This is a genomic window from Streptomyces sp. NPDC001717 (genome assembly GCF_042892775.1).
Classification (GTDB): Bacteria; Actinomycetota; Actinomycetes; order Streptomycetales; family Streptomycetaceae; genus Streptomyces.
In genome coordinates, this window is the sequence record NZ_JBIAUK010000002.1 from 509,552 (window position 1) to 534,791 (window position 25,240).

30 protein-coding genes and 4 pseudogenes are annotated in these 25,240 nt (G+C 70.9%); 14 read left to right on the forward strand and 20 right to left on the reverse strand.

Annotation, left to right across the window (positions count from 1 at the left end; translation table 11 throughout):
• Positions 1-51: 51 nt before the first annotated feature.
• Together ACFYZL_RS06810 and ACFYZL_RS06815 are read right to left on the reverse strand one after the other, a co-directional pair.
• Entirely contained in the window at positions 52-933 is an 882-nt protein-coding gene (locus tag ACFYZL_RS06810; RefSeq protein ID WP_388676717.1) for a hypothetical protein, read from the reverse strand.
• Between the two features lie 217 nt (positions 934-1,150).
• The gene (locus ACFYZL_RS06815; protein ID WP_388676720.1) at positions 1,151-1,888 is read right to left on the reverse strand and encodes a VOC family protein; all 738 of its coding nucleotides are present in this window, start codon (positions 1,886-1,888) and stop codon (positions 1,151-1,153) included.
• A 248-nt stretch (positions 1,889-2,136) separates the two neighbouring features.
• Between ACFYZL_RS06815 and ACFYZL_RS06820 the strand changes: the two genes are divergently transcribed.
• The gene (locus ACFYZL_RS06820; RefSeq protein WP_388676723.1) at positions 2,137-2,643 is read left to right on the forward strand and encodes a hypothetical protein; all 507 of its coding nucleotides are present in this window, start codon (positions 2,137-2,139) and stop codon (positions 2,641-2,643) included.
• 43 nt (positions 2,644-2,686) lie between these two features.
• Here the strand turns inward: ACFYZL_RS06820 and ACFYZL_RS06825 are convergent, their stop codons facing one another.
• The 3 genes and pseudogenes from ACFYZL_RS06825 to ACFYZL_RS06835 form a co-directional block, all read right to left on the reverse strand.
• Entirely contained in the window at positions 2,687-3,820 is a 1,134-nt protein-coding gene (locus ACFYZL_RS06825; RefSeq protein ID WP_388676726.1) for an FAD-dependent oxidoreductase, read from the reverse strand.
• Between the two features lie 196 nt (positions 3,821-4,016).
• A pseudogene (locus tag ACFYZL_RS06830) lies at positions 4,017-4,229 on the reverse strand (DoxX family protein); the annotation flags it as partial.
• A gap of 48 nt (positions 4,230-4,277) precedes the next feature.
• A complete protein-coding gene (locus ACFYZL_RS06835) occupies positions 4,278-4,781 on the reverse strand; it encodes a cupin domain-containing protein (protein WP_384746920.1) in 504 nt (167 codons plus the stop codon).
• Positions 4,782-4,862: 81 nt separating this feature from the next.
• Between ACFYZL_RS06835 and ACFYZL_RS06840 the strand changes: the two genes are divergently transcribed.
• Positions 4,863-5,714: a LysR family transcriptional regulator gene (locus ACFYZL_RS06840; protein ID WP_388676730.1), complete on the forward strand. Its 852-nt coding sequence runs from the start codon at positions 4,863-4,865 to the stop codon at positions 5,712-5,714.
• Between the two features lie 53 nt (positions 5,715-5,767).
• On the opposite strand, the gene ACFYZL_RS06845 is transcribed toward ACFYZL_RS06840, so the two are convergent.
• Positions 5,768-6,445, reverse strand: coding sequence for a DUF4232 domain-containing protein (locus tag ACFYZL_RS06845; RefSeq protein ID WP_388676733.1), 678 nt, complete (start codon positions 6,443-6,445; stop codon positions 5,768-5,770).
• A 519-nt stretch (positions 6,446-6,964) separates the two neighbouring features.
• Between ACFYZL_RS06845 and ACFYZL_RS06850 the strand changes: the two genes are divergently transcribed.
• Positions 6,965-7,501, forward strand: a complete 537-nt coding sequence (locus ACFYZL_RS06850; RefSeq protein WP_384746914.1) for a hemerythrin domain-containing protein — start codon at positions 6,965-6,967, stop codon at positions 7,499-7,501.
• Here ACFYZL_RS06850 and ACFYZL_RS06855 read toward each other — a convergent pair.
• The 5 genes from ACFYZL_RS06855 to ACFYZL_RS06875 form a co-directional block, all read right to left on the reverse strand.
• A complete protein-coding gene (locus ACFYZL_RS06855) occupies positions 7,453-8,307 on the reverse strand; it encodes a C40 family peptidase (RefSeq protein ID WP_384746913.1) in 855 nt (284 codons plus the stop codon). The two genes, ACFYZL_RS06850 and ACFYZL_RS06855, sit on opposite strands and share 49 nt — an antisense overlap.
• A gap of 195 nt (positions 8,308-8,502) precedes the next feature.
• Positions 8,503-9,078: a DUF4291 domain-containing protein gene (locus tag ACFYZL_RS06860; protein WP_384746911.1), complete on the reverse strand. Its 576-nt coding sequence runs from the start codon at positions 9,076-9,078 to the stop codon at positions 8,503-8,505.
• A gap of 497 nt (positions 9,079-9,575) precedes the next feature.
• On the reverse strand, positions 9,576-9,800 hold the full coding sequence (locus ACFYZL_RS06865) for a hypothetical protein (RefSeq protein WP_388676737.1): 225 nt from the start codon (positions 9,798-9,800) through the stop codon (positions 9,576-9,578).
• 10 nt (positions 9,801-9,810) lie between these two features.
• On the reverse strand, positions 9,811-10,626 hold the full coding sequence (locus tag ACFYZL_RS06870; protein WP_388676740.1) for a hypothetical protein: 816 nt from the start codon (positions 10,624-10,626) through the stop codon (positions 9,811-9,813).
• Between the two features lie 249 nt (positions 10,627-10,875).
• The gene (locus tag ACFYZL_RS06875; protein ID WP_388676743.1) at positions 10,876-11,694 is read right to left on the reverse strand and encodes a maleylpyruvate isomerase family mycothiol-dependent enzyme; all 819 of its coding nucleotides are present in this window, start codon (positions 11,692-11,694) and stop codon (positions 10,876-10,878) included.
• 192 nt (positions 11,695-11,886) lie between these two features.
• Here ACFYZL_RS06875 and ACFYZL_RS06880 point away from each other — a divergent pair, with 192 nt between their 5' ends.
• The gene (locus ACFYZL_RS06880) at positions 11,887-12,411 is read left to right on the forward strand and encodes a VOC family protein (protein ID WP_384746905.1); all 525 of its coding nucleotides are present in this window, start codon (positions 11,887-11,889) and stop codon (positions 12,409-12,411) included.
• A gap of 83 nt (positions 12,412-12,494) precedes the next feature.
• Here ACFYZL_RS06880 and ACFYZL_RS06885 read toward each other — a convergent pair whose 3' ends face one another.
• Positions 12,495-12,878 carry a VOC family protein gene (locus tag ACFYZL_RS06885; protein ID WP_388676746.1) on the reverse strand — a complete coding sequence of 128 codons (384 nt, stop codon included), beginning with the start codon at positions 12,876-12,878 and terminating at the stop codon, positions 12,495-12,497.
• A gap of 130 nt (positions 12,879-13,008) precedes the next feature.
• Between ACFYZL_RS06885 and ACFYZL_RS06890 the strand changes: the two genes are divergently transcribed.
• Entirely contained in the window at positions 13,009-13,395 is a 387-nt protein-coding gene (locus ACFYZL_RS06890; RefSeq protein ID WP_384746903.1) for a hypothetical protein, read from the forward strand.
• 160 nt (positions 13,396-13,555) lie between these two features.
• Here the strand turns inward: ACFYZL_RS06890 and ACFYZL_RS06895 are convergent, their stop codons facing one another.
• A complete protein-coding gene (locus ACFYZL_RS06895) occupies positions 13,556-15,124 on the reverse strand; it encodes an FAD-dependent monooxygenase (RefSeq protein ID WP_388676750.1) in 1,569 nt (522 codons plus the stop codon).
• An 87-nt stretch (positions 15,125-15,211) separates the two neighbouring features.
• Between ACFYZL_RS06895 and ACFYZL_RS06900 the strand changes: the two genes are divergently transcribed.
• Positions 15,212-15,847, forward strand: coding sequence for a TetR/AcrR family transcriptional regulator (locus ACFYZL_RS06900; RefSeq protein WP_384746901.1), 636 nt, complete (start codon positions 15,212-15,214; stop codon positions 15,845-15,847).
• 136 nt (positions 15,848-15,983) lie between these two features.
• On the opposite strand, the pseudogene ACFYZL_RS06905 reads toward ACFYZL_RS06900, so the two are convergent.
• The 3 genes and pseudogenes from ACFYZL_RS06905 to ACFYZL_RS06915 form a co-directional block, all read right to left on the reverse strand.
• Positions 15,984-16,184: pseudogene (locus ACFYZL_RS06905) on the reverse strand (hypothetical protein); the annotation flags it as partial.
• A complete protein-coding gene (locus ACFYZL_RS06910) occupies positions 16,184-16,414 on the reverse strand; it encodes a hypothetical protein (protein ID WP_384746900.1) in 231 nt (76 codons plus the stop codon). The pseudogene ACFYZL_RS06905 and the gene ACFYZL_RS06910, both read right to left, overlap by 1 nt.
• A gap of 249 nt (positions 16,415-16,663) precedes the next feature.
• Entirely contained in the window at positions 16,664-17,437 is a 774-nt protein-coding gene (locus ACFYZL_RS06915) for a class I SAM-dependent methyltransferase (protein ID WP_388676755.1), read from the reverse strand.
• Positions 17,438-17,607: 170 nt separating this feature from the next.
• On the opposite strand from ACFYZL_RS06915, the gene ACFYZL_RS06920 reads away from it, so the two are divergent.
• The 3 genes from ACFYZL_RS06920 (at position 17,608) to ACFYZL_RS06930 (ending at position 19,065) form a co-directional block, all read left to right on the forward strand.
• Complete coding sequence (locus tag ACFYZL_RS06920) at positions 17,608-18,018, forward strand: ankyrin repeat domain-containing protein (protein ID WP_388676758.1); 411 nt, start codon at positions 17,608-17,610, stop codon at positions 18,016-18,018.
• A 260-nt stretch (positions 18,019-18,278) separates the two neighbouring features.
• A complete protein-coding gene (locus tag ACFYZL_RS06925) occupies positions 18,279-18,491 on the forward strand; it encodes a SpoIIE family protein phosphatase (protein ID WP_388676761.1) in 213 nt (70 codons plus the stop codon).
• A 109-nt stretch (positions 18,492-18,600) separates the two neighbouring features.
• Positions 18,601-19,065, forward strand: coding sequence for a DUF2199 domain-containing protein (locus ACFYZL_RS06930; protein ID WP_388676949.1), 465 nt, complete (start codon positions 18,601-18,603; stop codon positions 19,063-19,065).
• A gap of 217 nt (positions 19,066-19,282) precedes the next feature.
• Here ACFYZL_RS06930 and ACFYZL_RS06935 read toward each other — a convergent pair whose 3' ends face one another.
• The 3 genes from ACFYZL_RS06935 to ACFYZL_RS06945 form a co-directional block, all read right to left on the reverse strand.
• Positions 19,283-19,771, reverse strand: coding sequence for an NUDIX hydrolase (locus ACFYZL_RS06935; protein ID WP_388676764.1), 489 nt, complete (start codon positions 19,769-19,771; stop codon positions 19,283-19,285).
• Positions 19,772-20,227: 456 nt separating this feature from the next.
• Entirely contained in the window at positions 20,228-20,491 is a 264-nt protein-coding gene (locus ACFYZL_RS06940) for a hypothetical protein (protein WP_384755615.1), read from the reverse strand.
• Positions 20,478-20,762, reverse strand: a complete 285-nt coding sequence (locus ACFYZL_RS06945) for a DUF6400 family protein (protein ID WP_384755612.1) — start codon at positions 20,760-20,762, stop codon at positions 20,478-20,480. The genes ACFYZL_RS06940 and ACFYZL_RS06945 overlap by 14 nt, the downstream gene beginning before the upstream one ends.
• A gap of 350 nt (positions 20,763-21,112) precedes the next feature.
• On the opposite strand from ACFYZL_RS06945, the gene ACFYZL_RS06950 reads away from it, so the two are divergent.
• The gene (locus ACFYZL_RS06950) at positions 21,113-21,574 is read left to right on the forward strand and encodes an RpiB/LacA/LacB family sugar-phosphate isomerase (RefSeq protein WP_384755609.1); all 462 of its coding nucleotides are present in this window, start codon (positions 21,113-21,115) and stop codon (positions 21,572-21,574) included.
• 51 nt (positions 21,575-21,625) lie between these two features.
• On the opposite strand, the gene ACFYZL_RS06955 is transcribed toward ACFYZL_RS06950, so the two are convergent.
• A complete protein-coding gene (locus ACFYZL_RS06955) occupies positions 21,626-22,054 on the reverse strand; it encodes an SRPBCC family protein (protein ID WP_388676770.1) in 429 nt (142 codons plus the stop codon).
• Positions 22,055-22,136: 82 nt separating this feature from the next.
• Here ACFYZL_RS06955 and ACFYZL_RS06960 point away from each other — a divergent pair.
• The 4 genes and pseudogenes from ACFYZL_RS06960 to ACFYZL_RS06975 all read left to right on the forward strand — a co-directional run.
• Positions 22,137-22,778 (forward strand): annotated as a pseudogene (locus tag ACFYZL_RS06960) (MerR family transcriptional regulator); the annotation flags it as partial.
• Between the two features lie 153 nt (positions 22,779-22,931).
• A pseudogene (locus tag ACFYZL_RS06965) lies at positions 22,932-23,378 on the forward strand (GyrI-like domain-containing protein); the annotation flags it as partial.
• Positions 23,375-24,373, forward strand: a complete 999-nt coding sequence (locus ACFYZL_RS06970) for a BtrH N-terminal domain-containing protein (RefSeq protein WP_388676773.1) — start codon at positions 23,375-23,377, stop codon at positions 24,371-24,373. The pseudogene ACFYZL_RS06965 and the gene ACFYZL_RS06970, both read left to right, overlap by 4 nt.
• A gap of 141 nt (positions 24,374-24,514) precedes the next feature.
• Positions 24,515-25,150 carry a VOC family protein gene (locus ACFYZL_RS06975; protein WP_384755600.1) on the forward strand — a complete coding sequence of 212 codons (636 nt, stop codon included), beginning with the start codon at positions 24,515-24,517 and terminating at the stop codon, positions 25,148-25,150.
• Positions 25,151-25,240 lie beyond the last annotated feature (90 nt).

Genomic DNA, 25,240 nt, shown 5'->3' on the forward strand with positions numbered 1-25,240 from the left:
AAACGTCCATCGGGCCGAAACGGTCCCGGTGGACGTTTCCGGCGCCGGCCATCAGGTGCTCAGGTCGAACACTCCCCATGCGGTGAACGGCTCGGCCTGGACGTAGATCCTGCTTCCCCGGCCTACGACCCGCCGGCGGCCGGGGGCGAGGCCGTCGGGCAGGGTGAGCGGGCCGACGTCCGTGGGCTCGACGGACCGTTCGGTGAGCTCTCCATGGGCGAGCCGGTCCTGCTCCTGGCCGTAGCCGCCGTAGAAGACGACCCGCTCGCCGTGGACGGCAACCGCGTTGGCGCCCCGTATGCGGTTCGACCACACCCTCACGGGCCGATCGGGGCTGTCGGGGCTGTCGGGGCGTATCTCGACGAGCGGGAAGTCCGTGTAGGGGCACGCCCAGGCGGTGGTGCCCGACACGTTCAGGGCGTAGCAGTCGTAGAGGCCGGGGATGTCGGCGTCGTATGACGTCCAGGCGAGCCGACCGGTGGCGCTCCAACGGCGGATTCCGGCCGGGTTCTCGTCGAAGTGCCCGACCCAGATGTGGCCGGCCTCGTCCACGAGCAGGTGCTCGACGGCGTCCCCGACGGAGAAGGACGAGGTCTCGCGGCCGAGCGCGTCGAAGACCTGCACCTGGTCGTCGTCCTCCTCCTCGCGCCGGCGGGTGCGAGACGCGGCGACGACGAACCCGCCGTCGGGCAGGCGGTCCAGACGCGGCCATCGGGACCGTACGGCGCTCAGCTCGGTCAGTTCGACGTTGCCGCCCGGACGGACGGAGACGACCAGGGCGTCGAAGGGCAGGACATCACGGCCGGGCTTCGGGGCACGATCGGTCAACAGCCAGTGTGCGGTGCCGAAGACGTCGACGGTACTGGTCAGCACGTGGCGGTCGTGGTGCGCGCGGGGAAGGTGCGCGTAGGGAACGAGGGCGGTCTTGTGCACGGGCGGGCTCTCCTGGGTCGGCGGTCGCGGTCGTCGGGCGCTGCGGTGAGCGGCGGTGGGCGGCGCGCGAGCGGTGGAGAGCGGGGCGGGGCGGCGCGCGAGCGGTGGAGAGCGGGGCGGGGCGCCTAGACGGCATGGCCCTTTCTGATGGTCATGAGGTGATCAGCGTCGACGTCCGACCCGGTGACAAACCTTTTCGGCGGGCCCCGCCCCGAGGTCAGCGGGGGGTCAGGAGGCAGAACTCGTTGCCTTCCGGGTCGACCAGGATCGTCCAGGAGATCGCGGACTGGTCGATACCGGGGTCGGTGGCACCCAGGGCGCGCAGTCGGGCTTCCTCCGTCGCCAGGTCGTCACCGGGGTAGGGGCGGACGTCGAGGTGGACGCGGTTCCACCCGCTCTTGGTGCCGGGGGCACGAAGGAACTCCAGGTAGGGGCCGACGCCTTGGGCGGATCGCATGGTGGCCTGGCCGTCCGTGACCTCGTGAACCGTCCAGTCCATAGCCCGACCCCAGAACCGGGCCATCCCGCGCGGGTCGGTGCAGTCGACCACCACCGCGGCGATCGGCCCGGTGTCCCGGTAGATCGGGCGGGGTTCCAGGACGCAGAACTCGTTGCCCTCCGGGTCGGCCATGACCGTCCAGGGGACGTCGCCCTGACCCACGTCGGCGAGGGTCGCACCGAGGTCCTTCAGACGCGCGACCAACTCCTCCTGATGGGCCGTGGAGTCGGTGGCCAGATCGAGGTGAACCCGGTTCTTCACCGTCTTGGGTTCCGGGTCGGCGACGATGTCGATGCAGACGGCCACGGGGTCGGGGTAGCTGAAGCCGACGGGTTCGAGGTTGGTGACGCCGGGTCCCTCGCTGTCGACACCCCAACCGAGCGCCTCCGCCCAGAACCGGCCGAGCGCGGAGTCGTCCCGGGCCTTCATGTTGATCTGCACCAGTCGCGTTGCCATGCCGCTGATCCTAGGCAGGTTCGCGCGCGTTCTCCCCGACGGGGTCTGCGGGCCGTATGCGCCGCCGCCCACCGGATACCGGTTCCGAAACGCGGGCGGGGCCGCCTCGCCGGTGGTGGACCTGCTTCTCCCCCTTGCCGTGCCGGCGGTGACCGCGCCGCTGTCCCGCGGTCTCGTAACCAAGGACATTCTGGAAGCACGCCGAGACTGACCGGCGGCGACAGTCTCATGTGGAATGATCAAGCGTGTTGAGTTACAGATATGTCGGACCGGTTGAACTGAAGGATGCGGTCCGGCCCGGCAGCGGCGGGTGCCCGATCGGCTCGGCAGCCGACTTCGACGGCTGGATCGCCGAGCGATCGGCAACCGAGCTGACCGAACCGTTCACCTTCGTGGTCGGCACGGATGGTGTGCTTCGGCTGGCACCGCGGCGAAGCGAGCACGTGGCCTGCGCCGGCGGGGACACGGTTCTGAGTGCCGGCGAGATCAGCTTCACGCGCGAGGCAGACCGGTGGACCGTGGGCGAGATCAGCAACCAGTCCACCGGGTACTGCCCGGACGTCACCTCCTGGTCGGCAGTCGCTCGTGCTCTGGACGACGTGGAACTCGGTCGGCCCTCCGGCTTCACCCACGAGGTGGTGTTCCGGCGGTGCCCCGACTGCCAGGAGCACAACATCGTGCGCGAGGACGACTACGTCTGCGTCTTCTGCGGCAGCGATCTGCCGGAGACGTGGAACGTGGATCCCGCCGTATGACGGCCTGGGTGAGGAACGAGGGTCGTCTGCGGACGACTTCGGATCATCGGCGGTCCTTCTCCGCCATCATGTCGATCAGGCCCTGGGCCGTGTTGCGCTCGGAGTCGATTCCCGGGACCTCTCCCCCTTCGAAGGTGACGGGCTCGGCGCTGCGGGGGAACATGGCCGTCTCGTACTCGGTGAGAGCGGCCTCGACATCGTCGGGGTGCGCGGCGAGGGCCTTGCCGAGTTCGGATCCGTCGTACATGGCCAGGTTGGCGCCTTCGCCGTTCGGGAGCTGGAGGTGGGCGGCGTCGCCGAGGAGGGTGACTCCCGGCACCCGGTCCCAGCGGTGCCCGGTCGGCAGAGCGTAGTGGGGGCGCAGGACCGGCGCCGTGTCGCCGTCGGTGATCAGCGCGGTGAGTTCCGGTGCCCAGCCGTCGAACTCGGCCGCTATCCGTGCGGTGGCCGTGGTGGCATCGGTGAAGTCGATGGCCGCGAACCAGTCCAGCGGCCTGCTCAGTGCGATGTAGGCGTGGAGGGTGTCGCCGCTTTCCCGGTGCGCGAAGATCTCCCTGCCCGGGGCGGGCGCGATCAGCATCCCGCCACCGACCGCCTTCGCGGCGGCCGGGTGGCGGGAGTCTGCGTGGAACAGGTACGTCTCGACGAAGGACGTGCCTGCGTACTCGGGCGTGGCGGTGGAGAGCAGCGGCCGTACCCGTGACCAGGCACCGTCCGCGCCGACCAGCAGGCCGGTGACGACGGTGCCGCCGTCGGCGAACGTCACCTCGTGGCGGCCCGGGCCGACGGTGCGGGTGCCGGCGACCTTGTGCCCCCACCGGACGGTGCCGGCCGGGAGCGAGTCGAGCAGGATCCGTCGTAACGCGCCGCGGTGCACCTCGGGGCGGCCGCCCGTGCCGTCGTCGGGCTGGTCGAGCAGGACGGTCCCGTCCTGGTCGAGGACCCGCATCGCCTGCCGGCCCTCGAGGACGATGGCGTGGAACTCGTCCATCAGGCCGGCCTCCTCGAGGGCGAGCTGTCCGTTGTGGTCGTGGATGTCGAGCAGCCCGCCCTGCGTGCGCTCCGTCGGGGAGGACTCCGCCTCGTAGACGGTGGCCGTGATTCCGTGGACGTGCAGGACGCGGGCCAGAGTGAGTCCGCCGAGTCCGGCGCCGATGATCGTGACGGGCATGTGCATGGTGACTGACTCCTGGGGATCGGGGCCGCCGAGTGAGTTCGGGTCGGGCCGTTGCCGGAACATTGCAGGACCTGTCCGACAAGCAACCGACATCGGACCGGCAGCCGCCGATGAACGACCGATACCGCCTGTCGGTCCCGACATCTACGGAGAAACGGGCTGCGGCCCGACATCCGGGCGATCGTGCTCGCGCCGTTCACAGCCGGACGGACAGCCAGATGGTCACGGCCGCGGCGGCGGTGAGTCCGGCGTTGAGTGCGATCCGGCGGTCTCGGCCGCTCAAGTGGACGGCGATCGCGCCGCATTGCAGGAGTACGAAGCTGATGGCCGCGGCCGGCGCCGCCGAGGGAGCGATGCCGGTCAGCGGCGGCAGTACGAGGCCGGTAGCGCCGAGTATTTCGACCACCCCAGCGCCCTGAGGTTGGATGCCGTCCCGGTCCGTGCCGGGTCTTCGGATTCAGGCGTGGTCGGTGGCGGCCTCGGTCGCGTAGCGGCTCATCGCGTCGATGTTGGCCTGCGGTGTCGGCGTCCGGCCTCCGGCGAGCACTTCCTGGAGGTCGCGGAAGTACTGCACGTACAGATCCGGGGTGAAGGTGCTGAGCATGACGGCGGGCTGGTCGGTCGGGTTGGCGAAGGTGTGCGGGGTTCCGGGCGGGACCATGACGAGCGTGCCCGCGGTCGCGTCGTGGTCCTCGTCCCCCACGGTGAACCGGACGGTGCCGGAGAGGACGTAGAAGCCCTCGTCGTGCAGGCCGTGGCGGTGCTGGGGCGGTCCCTGGGTGTGCGGGGCGAGGACGGACTCGGCGATCGCGAGGCGGTGCCCGGTGTGACTGCCGTCCTCCAGGACGCGCATGCGCGTGGCGCCCAGCACGATCGTCTCGCCCTCGCCGGGACCCACCACCGACAGGGCCGACCCGGTCCGAGGCTCGCCGTGCTCGCTGTTCCGTGCTTCTTCGGTCATGCCCACCAGTGAGCCGCCGGAGCCGCTCCGGTGTCCAAGACCTGTTCCACGGTGCCGATACCCGGTGGGTATCGTTGCAGCGTGGAGCTACGTACCCTGCGCTATTTCGTCGCGGTCGCCGAGGAACTCCACTTCGGCCGGGCCGCCACCCGACTGCACATGAGTCAGCCGCCGCTGAGCCGGGCGGTCAAGCAGTTGGAAGCCGAGGTCGGGGCCCTGCTCTTCGCCCGCTCCCCCACCGGCGTCACGCTCACTCCGGTGGGTACGGTGCTGCTCGACGAGGCGCGGGCCCTGCTCGACCACGCGGACCGCGTCCGGGCACGGGTGAGCGCGGCGGCCGGCGCCGCGACCCTCACCATCGGCATCCTGGGCGACGGCACGGACCCGGGAGTGTCCAGGCTGGCCGCCGCCTACCGCCGGAGCCATCCGGGCATCGACATCCGGATCCGCGACACCGACCTGACCGACCCCACCTGCGGGCTGCGCGCCGGACTGGTCGACGTCGCGCTGAGCCGGGCGCCGTTCGACGAAACCGCCCTGACGGTCCGTGTCCTGCGGGCCGATCCGGTCGGCGTGGTCCTGCGCGCCGACGATCCGCTGGCCATCCGCGAGGGCCTGCGACTGGCCGAGCTGAACGACCGCCGCTGGTTCCAGTTCCCGCAGGGCACCGACCCCGTCTGGCAGTCGTACTGGAACGGAGGCAGGCCGCGCGAGGGCCCGGTGGTGCGTGCCGTCCAGGAATGCCTGCAGGCGGTGCTGTGGAACGGCACGGTGGGCCTGGCCCCGCTCGGACACGACCTCCCCGCGGAGCTGGCCGTGGTGCCGCTGATCGACATGCCTCCGAGCCGAGTGGTGGCGGCTTGGAACGCGGGCGACACCAACCCGTTGGTCCGATCGTTCGTCGAGACCGCGACCGCGGCCTACCGCCACTGAGCACCGGGCCGCGACGCACGCGGATACGGGGCCGCGCGCTCCCGCACTTCCGGTCAGGACGGCTTGGCCGCGGAGAAGGCGTTGACCGTCACCTTGTTGTCGCATTCGGCGAAGGAACCGTCGGTCATCGCGATCTGGTGCGAGCCCGCGCCGGGCACACCGATGACGAGCGTCGGGAAGACGACCGGAGTGGCCCCTGAGACGCAGTACCCGTCCGCCTCGCCCTGCACGTTGACGAAGGTCAGCTTCGTCCACGCCCGGGCTCCGGGAGCCAGCGTCACCGTCGATGCCGCCCCGCTGTGGGTGGTGGCGAGCGGCAGGTTCTTCTCGGGTGAGCCGTTGCCCGCACCGGCCACCGTCGGGTATCCGGTGAGCGTGCAGGCGTGCTTCGAGGTGTTGGCGACCGAGAGGACCGCCGCGCCGGTCCCGGTGCCGGGCGGGCGCACCGCGGCCTGCTGGGCATCGGAGACCTTGACCTCGTCGGCGGTACAGGGCTTCGTACCGCCGCCCGGGGTGGACGCCGAGGCGGTGGGCGCGGTTCCGCCCGAGCCGCCGGCGGAGGAGCCCGCGGTGGGCTTCGGTGCGGCCGGCGCGGAACCGGCCGGGGTGGACGGCGACGTGCCCGCGGCCCCGTCGTCGGTCGGCCCGCAGCCCGTCATCAGGACGGTGGCGGCCGCTGCCGCCACGAGCGCCGCCGCCGAGCGACGGAGGCCTGCTGAGTAGTACTGCATGGGATGCTCCTCGGTGTCTCGCCGCCGGCCCCGCACCGGCACGTGCAGGGACACGGCACCGTGGCCCGCCCGAGTTCCCGTGCTGCGGCGTTGTGGCACTCCTGTCACCCAACCATGACGTACGGGCCCTGCCGGTGATCAGTCGAGGAACTCGAAGTCGCCTCCTGATGACTCCGAGTGAGGCCGGGCCCGGAGCGGAACGGGACCCCCGGGGCGGCAGGCGCGGCTTTGCGGGGCCGGCTGGGGCCGGCTGGGGCCGGCTGGGGCCGGCTGGGGCTTGCCGCGGCGCATCCGGTCGCGTGCCTGGAGTGTTCCGGCCACGGATGGTCTGATCACACCACGGATATACTTCCGCGCAGCGTCGCGTGCCGGTGGCGGATGGATCGTCAGGCATGGAGGCGTCGTAACGGAAGGTGGCCACGGCCATTCCCGCCCCGAATGCGCAGAAGATCACGACCACGCCCCACCCCGCCGAGAATCGCTGTCCCGGCCACCCCCGACCGCGACGGGAGGGCGATCATGCTGCCTGATCGCGCCACCGCCTGGAGCGGCGAGCTACGGCAGGTCCACGCAAAACTGCGCACCGCGCTGGCGCTGGCGCGGGCGGCCCTGGACGGCGGCGACCCGGCCGACGCCGCCACCGACCTGCTGTTGTTCTGCCACGGCTTCTGCACTGCCCTCTCCGGCCACCACCGCGCCGAGGACGGTTCGCTGTTCCCGGAACTGCTGCGGGCACGACCCGACCTGGCACCGGTGGTCGCGAAACTGACCCAGGACCACAACATGATCGAGCACCTCATCGGCGCACTGCGGAAGGCCGTGGCCGACTCGACCGACCCGGAGGTGGCACACCTCCACCTCGACGGCATCGAGGCGGTCATGGAGACCCACTTCACGTACGAGGAGAAGCAACTCGGGCCGGTGTTGGACGACATGGACACCGCCGACTTCGACCGCACCGAGATCTTCGGGCCGCTCGGCCGATCCGCCCCCGGGTCCGGTGGTGCTCAGGAGCAGGTGCGTACGCCGTCCAGCCAGGCGGGGCCCTTGATGTAGATGTTGGTGATCCACGCCCCGTACTCGGGCAGGTAGGACCAGGCGTCGTTGGTGTAGCCCTCCGCCGTCACGGACTCGGCGTGCTTCTGGCAATCGACACGCACCGTGGTGGGGCCGGGGAACTTGTGCACCCGCGGGCTCCCGGTGGACGGCTCCGTGTGGGTCCACACATCGGTACCCCAGGTGCTGAACGTGCCGGAGGCCGGTGCGGCGCCGATGCGGACCGCTCCCGCGTAGTCCCCGCCCAACCGCACGTCGCTGACGGTGATCCGGGTGCCCGATTCCCGGGCCTCGACCATCTTCCCCGCACCCAGGTAGATCGCGATGTGGTGGATGGAGCCCCCCGAACCCCAGGCCAGGAGGTCCCCGGGCAGCAGCGGCGCGGTGCCCTCGGCGGCCGCGAACCGCTGCTGCACCTGCGGCGAGTTGAACTGGTGGTACGCGTTGCCGGCCAGCGGGTCGCCGCCGGCCGCGCGGGCATAGGCGTACCGGACCAGCCCCGAGCAGTCGAAGCCCAGCCGCTCCGGGTCATGCGCGCTGTCCGGGTCGCTCGGGTCGACCTGACCGTACGTCGGCCCCGGCTGCGGCCCGTGGCCGCCGCCCCAGGTGTACCAGACGCCGATCTGCTCGCACGCGGCCCGTACCGCCCGCTCCGCCACCGCGGAAGCGCCGGTGGCGAGCACGTCGCACGACCCCGCCGCCTTCGGAGCCGGTGCCGCAGCCGCCGGGGTGAGGCAGGTCCCCGCCCCCGCGGCCAGAAGGGCCACCGCCGCCACTGCCGCTCCCACCGTTCCCCGCATCGCCATGTCCGTTCCCCCGATTCCGTCGCGGTGTCCCGCGTCTCGTGGTGCTCGTCGCGTTCGTCGTCTGCGTCATGTTCGTCCTGTCCGCACCGGCCGACCGCCTGACACTCCGAGACTGCGCGCCATCACCCCTCCGCGTCGAGGAGGCGCGGGTCGCCCAACACAACGGGAAACGGGAAACCCCCGGGAAACCCCTTCTCACCAGGTGTTGTGAAAGCCCGTCACCACACCGCTCAGTGGCGCCTCCATCGGGTACACCCTCTCCGCCGGCAACAGCCGCTGGGCCTTGGCCGCATGCCCGGCCTTGATCAGCTCCGCCGCCTTGCGGACCCGGGGCGTGAGGTCGGTGAGGCTGACGGTCCACTCTTCGGCGAACGTCCGGATCAGGCCGCGGCCGATGCCGACTTGGATGCTGTAGTGGTTCAGTGCCGCTCCGCGCAGCGAGCGTTCCGGGTCCCACTGGACGTGCACGGCAGCTCGGGCCAAGGCAGCGGGGTCGCCGGTCGTGAGCACCGCCCGAGACAGGGCCTCCTCCCAACCCCGACGGGTCATCCGCACTGCGAGAACACGCTCTTGACCGGGCTTGCGGGCCCAGTTGCTGCGGTGCATCAGCCACAGGAACGAGGGCTTGATCCACGTCATCCTGTGGAACGAGAACGGCGCGACGAAGCGACCCGCTCGCAGGGCGGCATCGGCGATGACAGGTGGGTACGCCTGGTAGAGCACGACCGTGTGGGCATCGTAGTCGGCGCGGATCTCGTACTGGGGTGCCATGCGCCGCACCCTGCCACCGGCTCCATGGCATCGCGAACCGTTTTCCCCGGTGGGCGCGACGCCGTACGACTCGCCGTGCTGCGTGCCGAGCAGGGTGCGTCAGAGGGGTTCCTGTGAAGTACGAGTGTCGTTGGCCGAGATGTCCGCCCTGGGGATGTGGCAGGTCACGCTCTCCCGTGCTCTCCGGAGCGTGACAGGTTGCACCAAGACCTACGTCGTCCAATTCGCCGAAGCGGAAGGCTTCGCGCACGTGCACTTCCACATCGTTCCACGCATGGCGGATCTGCGACCGGAGCATCGCGGGCCGAAGGTTTTCGAGCTGCTTCGGCGACCCGGGCACGAGCGAGTTGCGGCTGACTCGGCAGACCAAGTAGCACGGTCCCTCCGCGCTCACCTGCGCCTGCAGGGGCGCCCGAACGCTCAGTAGGCAGGCATTCACTGAATACGTGCCGGCACCCGAGAAACAGCGGCACCGCGCATCGAGGAGGTCGTCTCGATCACGTCAGGACGACGCACCCGCGCTGCTCCAGCCGGCTGAGGAGCGGCAGGGAAGGATCGATCTCGTTCCACCGGAGATCCAGTTTCTCCAGCGATGGCATCCGGGCGAGCCAGTCGGGCATGTGGCCGATGCGGTTGCTCCGCAGGTCGATCTGACGGAGTCGCGGGAGGCCGGCCAGCGGCTTCGGCACATCGGTCAGGGAGTTCTCGCGCAGGTCGACCACCTCATCGGTCTCACCGACGCCGTCCCAGGTCCTCGAGCCTCGCGAGGACTCCGAGGAGCGCCATGGCCCGGTCGGAGTCCGCCGGAATGCGTGCGAGGCCCATGCGCAGCGTACGGATCGTTCCCAGCGATACGTTGTCCGCGCCGAGTTCGTCGACGACCGTGCCGACGGCGCGGAACGCCCAGTACTGGTTGAAGGGAAGACCTTCCTCTACGGCTGTCGCCACCAGCTCGCCGAGGCGGCCGGGTTCCGGTCGGGCGTGCAGGCGCGCGTAGGCGGTCAGGCGGGTACCTCCGTCGCGCGAGCGGAGGGCGGCGCTGACGTCGAAGTCGTCCACGTACGGGGTGACTCTGACGAGTTCGGCGAAAATGCGTTCTTGGAAGAGGGTCCGTGCGCTGCCAGAGGGCTGAGTGCGGCGCAGCTCCGCGTACTGGTGGACGAGTTCGCGCACCTCGGCCTCCGCGGAGGTGCCGCCCCCGCGTACCCCGCCTGACGTCACCAGGGCGACCCGGGCCTGACGGGCGGCGTCCCCCACGGCCTGCCGGACCTCGTCGGTGCGTTGTTCGGCCGCCTCGACGCGCTCCTCCAGGCGGCGGTACTGGAGCTTGGTCCCACCCGGGAGCTCGATGCTCTCGAAGAGGTCGCCGAGCCACGGCACCACCGCGATCGCGGCGAGTGCCAGCGTGACGCCGTCGATCTTCACCTCGGGCTTGACAACGTGGACGACCGCAGCGGCCACCGCGCCCAATGAGATGACGACGGCTATGAGCCGCTTGGCCCGTCGTGCGGGCGAGCTCGACCGGCCGTCCGGCCCCGATTCCGACATGAGGGCCAGCATGGCAAAACCCCGAACGCGCGGGGTGGGATTCGGTCAGCGCGGAACGACGACGATCGCGTTGCCGACCTCGGGTTGCGGAGGAAGTCCTTGATCAGCACGGTGGTGGCGCCGCCGGAGCCGAGGCTCGGGGCTCGGGGCTTCGATCATCGTCGGAGTGTGGAAGTACCCGTCGAGCGGACGTGCCCCCTTCACGACCCAGGAGAACCTTCCGTGATCGCGGGTGCACGGCCCGCCGCTTCAAGCCGGCGGGACGAGGGTGAACCAGTGCTCGAGGAGTGCATCGTCACCGGTGACGTCCAGGCCGGTGGCGGGGAGTCGTTGCCAGAGGAACAGCGTCAGGTCCGAGGCCGTGCCCGCGGCCTCGACGCCCACCGGTCCGGCGCCGTCCGGCTCCAGCCGTACCCCGGCGCGGTTGAACTCCAGCGTCCAGGACTCGGGGCCGTCGGTGCGGCGGAAGCGGTAGCGCTCCCCCCTCCCCGCCGGGGCCGGCTTCCAGCCGCGCCGGGCCGGAACCATGACTTCGAAGGTCTGGGCGACCGCGTCGGTGGCGAAGGTGGGGTCGAAGGGGGTCGGGGTTCCGGTGACGGCTTCCGCGTCCCAGCGGTGGACGGCCTGTTCGATGGTCTGCACGCGCAGCCAGAAGCCACTGGTCCGCTCCGCCGACCAGCTCCAGACCGGTACGTCCGGTCCGAGCTCGCGCAGCGCATCCGCCAGCTGCCGTGAGGCAGCGGCCGACCAGTCGAAGAGCTCCTCGGGCACGGGGCCGCGGTGCGGTGTCGCATCGTGCCGGGGCCAGGCGGCCCGTACCGCCGGGTCCTCGGGCAGTGCGTAGAGAGCGGGGTTCGCGGGGTCCGGTGGCTCCATGTGCCGCTCCCGGAGGACGTGCGTGAGGTAGCGCTGGACGCTGCCGAGGTGGCCGACGAGGTCGGCGACCGACCAGCCGGGGCAGGAAGGCACCGGCGGGGCCTGGCGGCCGCCGTCGGCCGCCAGCCGTACGGCCCTGTCGAAGGCCTCCGCCTCGCTCCGGAAGACACCGAGCCTGGTGGGGTGATCCATACGATGCACCCTGCCCGGTTCGGGGCGGTACGTATCTCTTGCGCGATGGGCGAACGCCGTCCGGGCCTCCTCGGTGCGTGCCTGCATGGCGTCGGCAGGCGTGAATCGACACGGCGGGAACTAGGACAAGATCTGACCTGGTTCGGTCGTAGTGTCGTCACGTCACCCGGAATCGGCAGTCAGGACGCACCGATGAAGCACACCGCACCCGAGGGCTACACCAGCGTCGCACCGTGGGTCGTCACCGACGACACCGGCGCACTGCTCGACTTCATCACCGCCGCGTTCGACGGCGTGGAACTCGCCCGGGTGCCCGTCGCCGACGGCACCATCGGACACGGCGAGATCCGCGTCGGCGACACGGTCGTCCTGGCCTTCGACCGCCGGCCCGACTGGCCCGAAATGCCCGCGCTCCTGCGCGTCTACGTTCCCGACGCCGACACCGCCGTGGCCGCCGCCGTCGCACACGGGGCAACCGTCGTCACCGAGATCACCGACAGCGCGTGGGGCGACCGCGGAGGCCGGGTGCGGGATCCGTTCGGCAACATCTGGTGGGTCATGAGCCGAACCGAGGACGTCGCACCCGACGAGGCCTGGCAACGACTCTCCCAGCCCGAATACGCCGCCGCGATGCGCATCGCCCAGGAAACCCTTGATGCCGAACTCAGCGGCCGCGAAACCGGAATCGCCAGCACCCCCCAACACCCGACCCCCTGACCACCCCAGTCAGACGGCCGCCCCCTCCAAGGGCGGCGGCCAAGGCGCGCCCCTCCTGTAAGAGTCCTGGGGGAGCGCGGGCGTCAGAAACCTGTCGAGGCCCGGTCTGACTCGCTGCGAAGCACGCAGAATTCGTTGCCTTCGGGGTCGGCGAGGACTGCCCAGCCCGTCCCATCAGGATTCCGCTGATCGGTGACGAAGGTGGCACCGAGGCCGAGCAGCCGTTCCACCTCTTGTTCACGCGATGTCTCAGGGCGCAAACACAGGTGGATCCGGTTCTTGGTCTTCTTGGGCTCGGGGACCTGGTTGAAGTACAACATGGGTCCTTCCGCCAACAGCACCTGAGTCTCCCGGGCACCGGGCTTGTCCTCCGGATGCAACGGACGGCCGGTCACTTTGGCCCAGAAATTTGCCAGTTCGTAGGGGTCCGCACAGTCAATCGCCACGTTCTGCAGTATCGAAACCATGCACGCGAGCCTTCCGCACCCACGCTCCGGCCGCCACTGGGTTGCCCGGCCGGTGGGACACGGGCGCGGTGTGATCAGCCGTTCCGGGTCTCGCCGGCCGGGCCCGGTGCGCGACGGCAAGAATGAAGGTGTGTTCAGACGTGAGTGGCCGGAGCCCGCACCCGATGCCCGGCTCGACCCGTACCGCCGTGCGGCCGCTCGTCTCATGGACGGGGACGAGCAGATCGGCGTGCTCGTGATCCGAGTCGTCACCTGGCGGCGGAGGGAAGGGCCCTTCTGGCGCAGGCGGTGGGGCAGTCCGCGGGACCTTCCCGAGTGGGCACTGTTCCACGTCGGCCCCGCACAGCAGTTGGCCGAGGTCGACGACGGGATCATTTCCTCTGAAATCCTCGACGAGGAGCTTGCCGACTGGGCGGCGGGGATCTTTCGGCTCCGGGGCCGGCGGTTCAGCCTCACCTGGCTTGGTGACGAGGAAGCCGATGCCGCACACAGGGAGTACGGCTGGACGATGGACTGACCACCCCCGAGACGGAGCGGACAGCGACATGGCAGAGGCCGTGCGTCCGTAGACCACGGCCTCGACCGCGATGGCCTCCCGCCGATGCTCAGCCGACGGCATCTGATGCCCCTGGCGTACTTCGAGGCCGGAGGGGCCGCCCGCGGCGGTCGGCAAGCCTTCATGCCCCCTGCCCGGACTCCCCCACGAGCCCCTCGCCCACGAGGTCGGCCGGGCCGAACCAGCGGGTGAGCGTCTCGATGAGACCGGCGCCTCCGGCCCAGCAGACGTATCCGTCCGGGCGGACGAGTACGGCCTCGGCGTCGATCGCGCCGGACGCCACCCGGGCCCGCACGTGGACGACCCGGTCGCTCCAGGGGGCCGCGGCGGGGAGAGGGGCGTCGGAGAGGCTGAGCAGGACGGCGCGTCCGGTGCGCGTCAGGTCGCTGAACCGGACCCGTTCGCCCCCGTCGACGACGAGGTCGAGGTCCGGCATCCGCAGGCCCAACAGAGGACGGGCCTCGGCGTCGGGAGACGGGAGGCAGAGGTCGAGCCCGGCCATCACTCCGGCCATGTACCGGTTGGCGTCGGGCAGGCGGAGCAGGTCGGTCAGCACGTCGCGCAGCTCGGCCAGGCCTCCGTCGCGCTGCGGCCCCATGACCACGCCCTGGGCCCGGGTGAGGGCGAGCACCCGGGCGGCGACGGGGTGCCGCTCGGTCTGATAGGTGTCCAGCAACGCCTCGCCCGCCTCGCCGCGCAGGACGGCGGCGAGCTTCCAGCCGAGGTTGAACGCGTCCTGCACACCGAGGTTGAGCCCCTGGCCGCCGGCCGGAGAGTGGATGTGGGCGGAGTCGCCGGCGAAGAGGACGTGACCGTGGCGGTAGTGCGCCAGCTGCCTGCTGGCGTTGCTGAACCGGGAGGAGTAACGGATCTCTGCGACGTCGAGCGCCCCGCCGTGGGTGGCGTGCAGCACCTCGCGGACCTCCTCCGTGGTCACGGGGGCGTCGCGCTCGGCCGTCATGGTTCGCGGGCCGCTGAAGATGAGCTTGTGCAGGCCGTCCGCCAAGGGGGTGATCATGGCGAAGTGCCCCTCGGGCGAGGTGCGGATACGCGAGCTGATGTGTCCGCCGGCACTGTCGTCGAGGTCGCCGGTGAGCAGCAGGTCGGCGGTGGCCATGCGGATGGTGGCGGCCTGGCCGGGGAAATCGGCTCCGATGATCTTGCGTACGCTGCTGTGCGCGCCGTCGCACGCAACGAGATGGCGGCCCCGCAGCGACCGGTCGCCGTCCGGTGTGGCCATGGTGATCGTGACACCGTCGACGTCCTGGTGGAGGCCGGTCAGCCGGTGCTCCCTCAGCACCTCGCCGCCGAGCTTGGTCAGCCGGTCCTCGAGCACGGCCTCCAGCTGGTCCTGCGGGAGCAGGACGGGATGCGGGTAGCGGGTGTCCCACGCCGCGTAGTCCAGCGGGACCGGCAGTCCCGCGAAGTGGCCGCCGACGAGCTGGTAGTCGATCGACCGTCCGAGGGCGTCGTCCAGCAGACCGCGCAGCGCGAGCATCTCGGCGGTTCGGGGCTGGATCGCCCCGGCGCGGGACTGGAGGTTGCGGCCGGGCAGGCGGTCCAACACGACGGCGGGGATGCCGGCGAGGGCGAGCTCGGTGGCGAGAGTGAGTCCGGCGCCGCCCGCCCCCACGACGATGACGTCGGTGACGTCGGTGACATCGGCGACGTCAGTGACCTGCGTGTTCATCGAGCCTCCCAGGAAGATTCCTTCACCTGGATGAAAACTATACCAGGTGCAAGTTTCCCCTAGGTGCCGCATTGCTATCGTGGGCGCATGGCTGAGCAACTTGGACTGCGGGAACGCAAGAAGCAGCGCACCCGGCAGACGATCTTCGAGGTGGCGTTGCGCCTGTTCCTGAGCCGCGGCTTCGACGACGTGTCGATCGTGGAGATCGCGGAGGAGGCCGAGGTCTCCAAGCGCACGCTGTTCACCTACTTCCCGACCAAGGAAGACCTGGTCCTGCACGTGTTCGCCGACCACGAGGACGAATCCGCCCGTGTGGTCCGCGCCCGCCCGGCCGGTACGAGTCCCCTGGCCGCCCTGCACGCTCACGAGCTCGACGCCCTGGCCCGGCGCGACCCGGTCACCGGACTCACCTCCGACCCCGACGCCGTCGCCTTCGCCCGGCTCCTCAGCACGACGGCGAGCCTGAGCGAGCGGCTGCTCGGGTACGCGGGGCGCAGCATCGCGCACCTGGCCGGGGCACTGGAGGAGGCCGGCGCCGACGAGCTCACCGCGCGGCTCGCCGCAGTGCAGATCGTCACCGTCCTGCGCACCCTCGCCGACCGCAACAGCGCCCAGATGCAGGCGGGCCGCCCGGCCGACGACGTGTACCCCGAGGCAGTCGCCTCCGCCGACCGGGCCTTCCGGTTGCTCGGCGTCGGCCTGGCCGACGCCCTGCCCGCCTGAGCGCACGCACGGCCGCCGCACGGAGACGCGCCAGAGCGGTCGATGGGGCCGCGCGGCGGCGGTGTGGGTGCAGGGGCTCGTCAGTCGACCGGTGCGCAAGGCGGTGACGAGGCGGAACAGGACGCGAACGGCCTCAGGCGTACTGGCGGCAGCCGGGACCTGCCGTGTCGCCGGGGATCGGTTCGCCCAGGTCGGGGGCGACGGAGAGGACGACCAGTGCGCGGTCCAAGGCGTGCGGTCATGCCTCGCCGGTGATGTTCTCCAACGACTTGGCGGCGGAGTCGGAAGAGGCGATGCGGGCGCGGCGGGAACGGTGGGAAGCGAGGGGAGCGGGCATCAGGCGACGGCCGGGCGCTGGGCGGTCAGACGGGCCACGTGGACCTCGCGAAGCTCCTCCCACGACGTGCAGTCCTCCACCGCGGGCAGGCCGTTGGTGGCGATGTCTTCCAGGACCGCTGCGAACTGGTCCGCGTCGGCCCGGGTCTTGGCCGCGAACGCGCGCAGGCCGTCGGCAGCCGCGGCCTCCAGCGGCAGTCGGGGGGTGGCGGGGGCCGGCTGTTCGCTCATCGAGGCCTCCAGAGGGCAGAACTGAACGTGTGTCACCACGGTATCGCCACTGCCAAGGCCCGGGGACCAGTCGCGAAAAGCCACCCACCGCGCCCGGCCGGTCAACGCATGCCCGGGCGGTCCCCTTCGGGTGACGGTGTTCGGTTCGCCCGCGAGCTGCGGCGCCGCCACCCGCAACGAGGCCCCGGCCGAAGACGGAGCACGACCCCACGCCGGAGCGGATCCTCCGCCATCATCCGGGGACACTGCCTACGAAGCCGCTCGGGCCACGAGCAGCGGTTGGAAGAAGCCCGTCTCCTGCGGCATCCGCCACTCGGGCTCGACGAACCCGACCTCGGCCGCCAGGCCGGCCAGTCGGCTCCGGTCGACAGCCCAGTAGGTGGTCCGGCGGACCCGGACCCGCCAATCTCCCTCATCCGGGAGGAGTTGGAAGTGCTCCAAGTCGTAGCGCTCGCCGTCGTCGTGCCAGTGCCAGAGCTGAAAGGTGACGGTTCGCTGTCCGTCGCCGGCTTCGCCGGTCGTGTGGACTTGCGGAGGCGTCGAAGACGGCCGATCACGCAGCAGCTCGTCGTAGGGCCGCGTACTGACCAGCAGCTGACCACCGGGGCGCAGGACGCGGCGCATCTCGGCCAGGGCGGCTTTCACATCCTGCTCGGTCAGCAGGTGGGGCAGCGAGTTGTCGGCGCAGACGACGGTGTCGAACCGGCCATCGGCGAAGGGGAGGCGCCGCATGTCGGCGGCGGCCGTACGCAGGTCGAGACTCCGGCCGGCGGCCTCTCGCGCTGCGCGGGCGGCGGCGCGGGGGCTGATGTCGGTCCCGGTGACGCGGTGCCCGCGCAGCGCCAGGCCGATGGCCTGGGTGCCGATGCCGCAGGAGCAGTCGAGCACCGCCGCGCGATCCTGGCCGACCAGTGCGTCCAGGGCGTCCCCCTGCCGACGGATGCTCGCTTCCCAGTCCGAGTAGATCAGGTGGTAGTCGTCGGCCAGTTCGTCGTAGAAGTGCGCCACTGATGTCTCGGGCATGGCATGAGGCTATCGTCCCAACACGGGCAGCATCCGTCCCGTCTACGGCGACTACGAACGGCGGCCGCCGCTTCCGCCACCGTCGGCCGCGGCGAGCGGGCTCCACGGGGTCGGCGCCAACACCGAGCGGGTTCGGAATCGCCCGCGAGTCGTGGCTAGCCTGAGCGATCGTGAACAGACGACAGCAGAAGAAACTGTCCAAGCGCCTCGTCGAAGCGGCGATGTTCGGCGACGGCACGAACATCGCCGCTCTGCTGCGGGCCGGGGCCTGCCCTGAGACCCGCGACGCCGACGGCACCACGCCTCTCTACGCGGCATCGGTCACCGGAGCCACGGACAACGTCCTGTACCTGCTGGCAGCCGGGGCCTCGCCCAACACCGAAAGCGGACGTGGCTCGGAGGGCACGCCCCTGTGCGCAGCCGCGTGCTGGGGACATGCCGAGACGGTGAGTGCACTGCTCGCCCACGGCGCCGACGCCCGTCTCCGCGAGGACCACGGCACGGGCCGTTCCCCTCTTGAATGGGCGAGGACCGGGCCCCACTCCGAAACGATCGCCGTGCTCCTCGCCGCGGGCGCCTAGGTCTGCTGTCCGGGCGGGTTGGCGCCAGCCGTGGGCGGTTTCGGTGGCACGGCCGCTCGGCCGCGGCGGCGTGCTCCGCGGCGGCGAGAGCGTCCGGGCGGTGAGGCGGTTCCGCCACGCGCGACATTTGCCGGCCCTCCGCGCCGAACCGGTCCCCGGTGCTCATGGCCAGGTGTCGGGTGGACAAGATGCCGCCGTCGGCGCAATCGGCGGTTCGGGCCCGCCGGCGGAGTGGCACCACCGGTTCACCCGGGGCGACGTTGCTGCTGGTCACGGACGGACTGGTGGAGGCCCGCAGCCCCGATGGTGTCTTCTACCCCTTCGTGAGCCGACTGCGCCACCACTTCGCGGACCACCCCGCCCCCGGACCCGCCGACGTCATCAACTTCCTCAACACCGACCTCCCCCGCCACACCCACACGCTCCACGACGACGTCCCGATGCTCGCGATCGCTCCCCACGGAGCCATCTGACACAAGCCGCTCGTGGTGGTGTCGGGGCGTGTCGTTAGGCTCCGGCCCCATGACCAGTGAAAACGGCTTCACCTGCCAGTGCTGCGGCGCCGACCACTTCGAGCTCCCGATGAACTACACCGCCGAGGCCCCGGCCGTGTGGGATCCGGCCTTCGCCGACGCCGACGACTGTTTGCTGTCCTCGGACCAGTGCGTGGTGCAAGGGGAGCACTACTTCGTCAAAGGCCTGATCGAGATACCGGTCATCGACAGCGACGAGGTGTTCTCCTGGGGTGTTTGGGTCTCGCTCAGTCGCGAGAACTTCTCCCGGGCCGCAGATCTGTGGGACCGGCCCGGTCGTGAGGCCGAGGATCCCTACTTCGGCTGGCTCACCACCGACCTGACGGTCTACCCGACCACCACCCTCAACCTGAAGACGAACGTCCACACGCGCCCGGTCGGTGAGCGCCCCTTCGTCGAACTCGAGCCCACCGACCACCCCCTCGCCGTCGAACAGCGCACGGGGATCACCTTGGACCGCGTACGGGAGATCGCGGCGACCGTGCTTCACGCCGGACACGATGAGCAGCACTGAGCAGCGGTGACGGCCGGCCATCCCGCCTGCCGGCCGTCTGAGACGGGGCATGGTGTCGTGCCCGGTCAGGCCATGTCCCCCAGGTACCTCGTCTGCCATGTACCGGCCGCGGCCTGGGCAGCGACGGCGGCGAGTCGGTCGCGCAGGTACAGGGGATCATCCGCAGTCCGCCGACCTCGTCGAGCGAGCAGGCCGGTCGCGGCGGTACGGATACGGCTCATACGGGCATCCCCTCCTGCAGGTACACGGCGCGGCCGGTCAGAGCAGCGGCATGAAGCACGGTGAGCGTCCGACGGTGTGCGGCGAGGCGATCCGGAAGGTCGTCGGGGTCGTGGAAGGCGTGCCGGTCGTGTTCGGCGCTGAGCCGGATCTGCGGGCCGGCGGGATGCCGTACGGCGAAGAAGTAGTCCACGACAGGGCCGGTGCCGAGGACGTCGACCCTGTGGTCGATGCCGATGAGACAAGGCTCGGCGCCCAGCCGGATGCCGGTCTCCTCACTCATCTCCCGGCGGGCCGCCGGCCACGGGTTCTCGCCGTCATCGACCATGCCGCCCGGCAGCCACCACTTCCCGCTGGCCTCTCCCTGGCCGGGACCGTACCGGAGCAGAAGCATCCGGTCCTGGTCGTCCAGCAGCATGACGCAGGACGCCACGAGCGCCTGGGGTTGCGTCTGCACCCACTCCTCGCGGGGAATCCAGTCACCCACTCACGCCTCCTCTTCAGTGGTCAGCGGGTCGCAGACCCGACTGGGTGAGGAACAGGTCGACCTGTCGTCCAACGATCGCAGAACGGAGATGGAAGGAGACCCCCACCGGCCCGCTTCGGGCCAGGGCGCACCGTGGGCACCGCCGATTCGTCGGGGGCGTCGCGTACGGAGGCGGCGTGGATCAGCAGTGGCGCCCGGGCAGCAGGCGGTCGCCGTGCGCTCGCCGGCACGTACGGTCGGTCGGCCGGGCGCGTACCGATGCCGGAGATGCCGCGGGAGACGGCCGAGGCCGCCTCGTGGAAGGCGTGGAACGCGCACCTTCCGCAGAGCGGGGACGCGTACGAGGCGTGGCCCGGGCCGGGTCCGTGCGGCGCGGTGGGGCCGGGAAGGGCGATGTCGGCGGCGTTGGGACGGCGGCCCCCGTCCCGTCGCGTACGGAGACCAGGGGCGACGCGGTTACGCCGAGAAGCGGGGCAGCGCGCCGACGACGCGGTCCCACACGGAGCGGGTGGCGCCGAAACCGCTCTCGTGGACCCAGACGTGGGTGCACGCGGGGCACTGGAGGTGGAGCAGGCTTCCCGTGTTGGTGAGCAGGTAGCGCCAGTGCGTGGAGCAGGTGCGCCGCTGCCCGCAGGGATCGCAGCCCTGGGCGTCGTCGCACTTCGGGCAGGCCACCCAGGCGCGGCGCCCGGGGTCGGCCTGCGGATCAAGCGGCAGCACGGCCGTCTCCCCTCGCGGGCAGTACACCGGCCGCGACCAGGTCGTCGTAGAGCCGTTGCTGCTGCGCGTCGAGTCCGGAGTACAGCAGGTCGTACGCGGCCTCCTCGCCGAGCAGCACCTCGACCGGGTTCCAGTCCGGGCCGAGGGCTTCCATGACCTGGGCGCGCCGGAGCACCTCCTGCGCGGTGAGGTCCACCTCGAAGTCGACCAGCGCGGACGCGTCGGAGGCGTCGGGCTCGTCCGGGGAAGGGATGGGGTCGTGGGGGGCCATACAGTCGAAGTTAGGTAACCCTTGTTTCCCTGGTCAAGGGAGGGTGTGCGGAGTCACAGACCAGGGCCTGTGTGTCGTCCCGGGACATTGGAGACATGCGAGCCGGGTCCTCGACGTACGCGAGGACGCCCTCGCGCCCCACCGTGATCCCCTGGTCACCGAGACCGAACGTGCGCGGTCGGCCCCCCGTGTCACGGAGGAGGGGTGGCCCCTGCGCCGGGCCACGCGGTGTGCGTGCATCAGCCCCGCCACCGCCGCCCGCCGGACGGCTCCAGCCGGCCCCACCTCCCGGCCGTCCGGATTCCCGCACGGCCCCGACGGCGACCCGAAATCCTCAGTAGTCTCGGGGCATGCGGATCTGCGTTTCCTCGGACATGGACGAACCGGTGGCGCGTGCCCTCCTCCGGCAACTGCGCGACCGCGGACACCATGTGGTGGCGTACGGGGCGCTGAGCCCCGGCGACGATCCGCAGTGGGCCGCCTGCTCGCAGGCAGCGGCCCGCGAGGTCGCCGCCGGAAACGCCGACCAGGCCGTCGTGTGCTGCTGGACGGGCACGGGCGCGTCGATCGCCGCGAACAAGGTGCCCGGCGTGCGCGCGGCCCTGTGCACGGACGCCCACACGGCGGACGGTGCGCGCCGCTGGAACGACGCCAATGTGCTCGCGCTCAGCCTGCGCCTGACATCGGAGCCGGTGCTGGAGGAGATCCTCGACGCCTGGTTCGCCGCCGAGGCGAGCACCGACCCAGTGGACCGGCAGAACGTGGCGCGCCTCGAACAGCTCCGCGACACCCCATCCACAACCACAACCTGATGCAAGGCGGCGCCGCCTTGCGGGGAGGTCGCGGCCTTTCGAACCGCGCCATCAAGCCAGGTGTGCGGTGATGAGTTCTGCCCAGGAGCGGATGAAGGACGGGTAGTCGGCGGCGAACTCGTCGAGGGCCTTCTGCGCGGCCCGGGTGAAGGGCGTCATGTCGTAGGTGACCGTCACTTCGCTGCCGGCTTCGGTCCCGGCCAGGGCGACGGTGACCGTGCCGGCACGGACCGTCGGGGTGATCCGGGCGTAGGAAATGGACCGCGGGAAGTCGCGGGAGATCACCAGCCAGGTCGTCTGCTCTTCGTCCGACGAAGTGAGCCAGACGGTTCCCGGTGCGGTGTCGTCAGGCGTCTCGACCGGGAAAACGGGGTCCCAGCCCGGCACCCAGTCCCGCTCGCCCCTGGCGGTGAAGAGCCGGAAGGCGTCTTCGGGCGGAAGCGGGACCTGCAACGTGGCACTGAGGACGCGGCGGTTCATTTTCCCTCCAAGGTGTGGGCGTCGGCGGCTGACCGGCCCCCATCAGGATGGCGCACCCTCGTGACGCGCTGCGCGGCCGGCATCTGCCGTGCAGACCTGGCTGCCCGGTGCGCCCGTGAAGGAGGCCGGCTACAACCTCCCGGCCGGTTACGGCATGCTCCAGGGCACCTCGATGTCCTCGCCGCAGGCCGCGGGCGCCAGCGCCCTGCTGATCTCGGCCGCCAAGCAGCAGAAGATCGCGCTGTCCCCGGCGAGCCTGCGCACCGCGCTCACCAGCACCGCGAAGAAGATCGACGACGTCCCGGCGCACGCCCAGGGCTCGGGTCTGATCAACGTCCTCGGTGCGTGGGAGTCCATCCAGCGCGGCGCGAAGTCCAACGAGTTCACCGTCAAGGCGCCGGTCGACACCGCCATCGACCAGTTCCTGAAGACCCCGGGCTTCGGCACCGGCCTCTACGACCGCGAGGGCCGAAGCTCTGGACTCTCCCCCCGTGGGAGAGTCCACCATGAGGGCGTGCACGACGAACTTCTCACCATCGGGCGCTTCGCCCGCCTGTGCCGCCTCAGCGTGAAGCAGCTGCGGCACTACGACGACATGGGGCTTCTGACTCCCGTCCACGTGGGCGTCGGCTCCGGCTACCGCTACTACGCACCCGAACAGGCACGTGATGCCCTGACCATCGCCCTCCTCCGCGAAATGGATCTTCCCCTGGCCGTCATCGCCCAGGCACTGGCCGCCGGACCCGAGCGCAGGGCGGAGCTCCTGCGCGCCGAGCGGGATCGGCTGGCCGAGCGGATCAGCAGGGACCAGGTCCGGCTGGGGATGCTGGAGCGGCTGGCAGAAGGCGGTCTTCCCGGCTACGAGGTGACGCTGGGCAAGGAGCCGGAGCAACGGCTGGTGGTGGTGCGGGCGGTCTGCACCCCAGCGGAGATCGGGACCACGGTCGCGGAGTGCGTGAGCCGGCTGCTGCCCGTGCTCGGCGGTACGGACATCGCCTGGGTGCCGCCGTTGTGGGGGCTGTACCCGCTGGACCTGGAGGAGCCGATGGAGATCGCCGTCGGAGCGCGGACCCCGCAGGGGGAAGGCGTGCCCGGCCTGGAGTGCGAGGTGCTGGCAGGTGGGCTCGTCGCCGAGACCACGCACATCGGGCCCTATGCGCAACTGCCGTTGGCCTACAACGCGCTCTTCTCCGCCATCCACGAGCGCGGACTGCGCCCGGCCGGCGCACCCGTGCGCGAGGCGTACCTCGTCGGCCCGGAGGAAGCGCCCGAAGAAGAACTGACGACCCGGCTGATCATCCCCGTTCAGGAGGACACGGCATGAGCACGGTGACGGGCATCGATGCCCGCGGCACGCAGCACTGCGAGACGTCAGCCCTGGGAGTACTGCTGCGGCACCAGGGAGTCGACCTGTCCGAGCCCATGCTGTTCGGCCTCGGCGCCGGTTTGTCCTTCATCTACTGGGACGGCAGGAACATGGGCTTCCCCTTCCTCGGTGGACGGGTCAAACCGTTCGACCTCACGAGGAACCTCGCCGGCAGGCTCGGGCTGGAGCTCCTGGTCCAGGAGACCACATCCCCCCGCAAGGCATGGGACAGCGTGACGGCCTCCATCGACGCCGGTCGCCCCGTAGGACTCCAGCTCGACAGCTACCACCTGGACTACTTCGGCTCGAAGGTCCACTTCGGCGGCCACGTCGTCGCCCTGTACGGCTACGACGACCACCACGCCTACCTGGTGGACACCGACCGGCAGGGCGGAGCGGTCTCCACCAGTCTGACCGGCCTCGCCCGGGCCAGGGCCGCGCGCGGACCGATGACCGCCAGGCACCGTTCCTTCGCCCTCGCCGTTCCGAAGAACCTGCCCGCGCCGCACGGACGGATCGTCCCCGCCATCACCGCCTGCGCCGACGCCTTCCTCGACCCACCCATCGCCAACCTCGGTCACCGCGGCATCGAGAAGGCGGGCAAGCTGGTGCGCACCTGGCTCCGGCGCACCGACGACCCACGGCGGGACCTGCCGCGGGCCGCCCTCTTGATGGAGCACGCCGGCACCGGCGGAGCCCTGTTCCGCAACCTCTACCGCGACTTCCTCGCCGAATGCGCCGATCTGCTCGACAGCAGCCACCTGCGCACCGGCCACGCCCTGTACACCGAGGCGGCCGCACTGTGGACGGAAGTCGCCGCGCTGGTCGGGAAGGCCGGCGAAACGGGTGACGCCGCGTACCTCGACCAGGCCGGCTCGATCCTCGACGGTCTCTCGCGCATCGAGCGCGAGGCCATGCAGGCGCTGAGCCGCTTGGAGAGTGCGAGGCTTTGAGCCTGATCCACCCCTGAACCCGGCCTCCCCCACCGGGATGACGTCGATCGATCCGCTCCATGGTCGAATCCACGGCGGATCAGGCCGGGGCAGCGGGCGTGTCGTCGGGATTCGTGCGGCCTGCCGGGTGATGATGACGCCGTGCGACTTGATCACGTGTCCTATGCGGTGGCCCGCGACAGCTTCGTCTCGACCGTCCAGTGGATCGGGTCGGCCCTCGGCGCCGGGTTCGTGGACGGAGGCGTGCACCCACGATTCGGCACCCGCAACTTCATCCTCCCGCTGAGCGGCGGCACCTACGTCGAGGTCGTCACCACGCTCGACCACCCCGCCGCCGACCGCGCGCCCTTCGGGCAGGCGGTCGCGCGCCGCGCTGCCGAGGGCGGCGGCTGGCTCGGGTGGGTGGTCTCCGTCGACGACATCGCCCCGGTCGAGGCCCGCCTCGGCCGAACCTCGTCCGAGGGCCACCGTGTCCGCCCCGACGGGTTCGACCTGAGGTGGAAGCAGATCGGCCTACTGGAACTGATGGAAGACCCGCAACTGCCTTACTTCCTGCAGTGGATGGTCCCCATGGAGGAGCGCCCGAGCGCCGACCCGCGCACCTCCAGCAGCATCCACGGGGTCTCCATCGCCGGCGACGCCGCCTCCATCGCCGAATTCCTCGGCGAGCCGGCCGATCACCCCCTCGACCAGATCGACGTCACCTGGGTCGAGGACGAGGAACCGGGCCTGGTCTCGGTCGAGTTCGCCACCCCCAAGGGCCCGGTCACGATCTGACCGGGGCCTGCCTGCCTCGTCGGAGCAGCAGGCCGTCCGTGTGCTGCCCGGCACATTCGAACCGGCCTCATCGCACGCTCTTCGAACCGA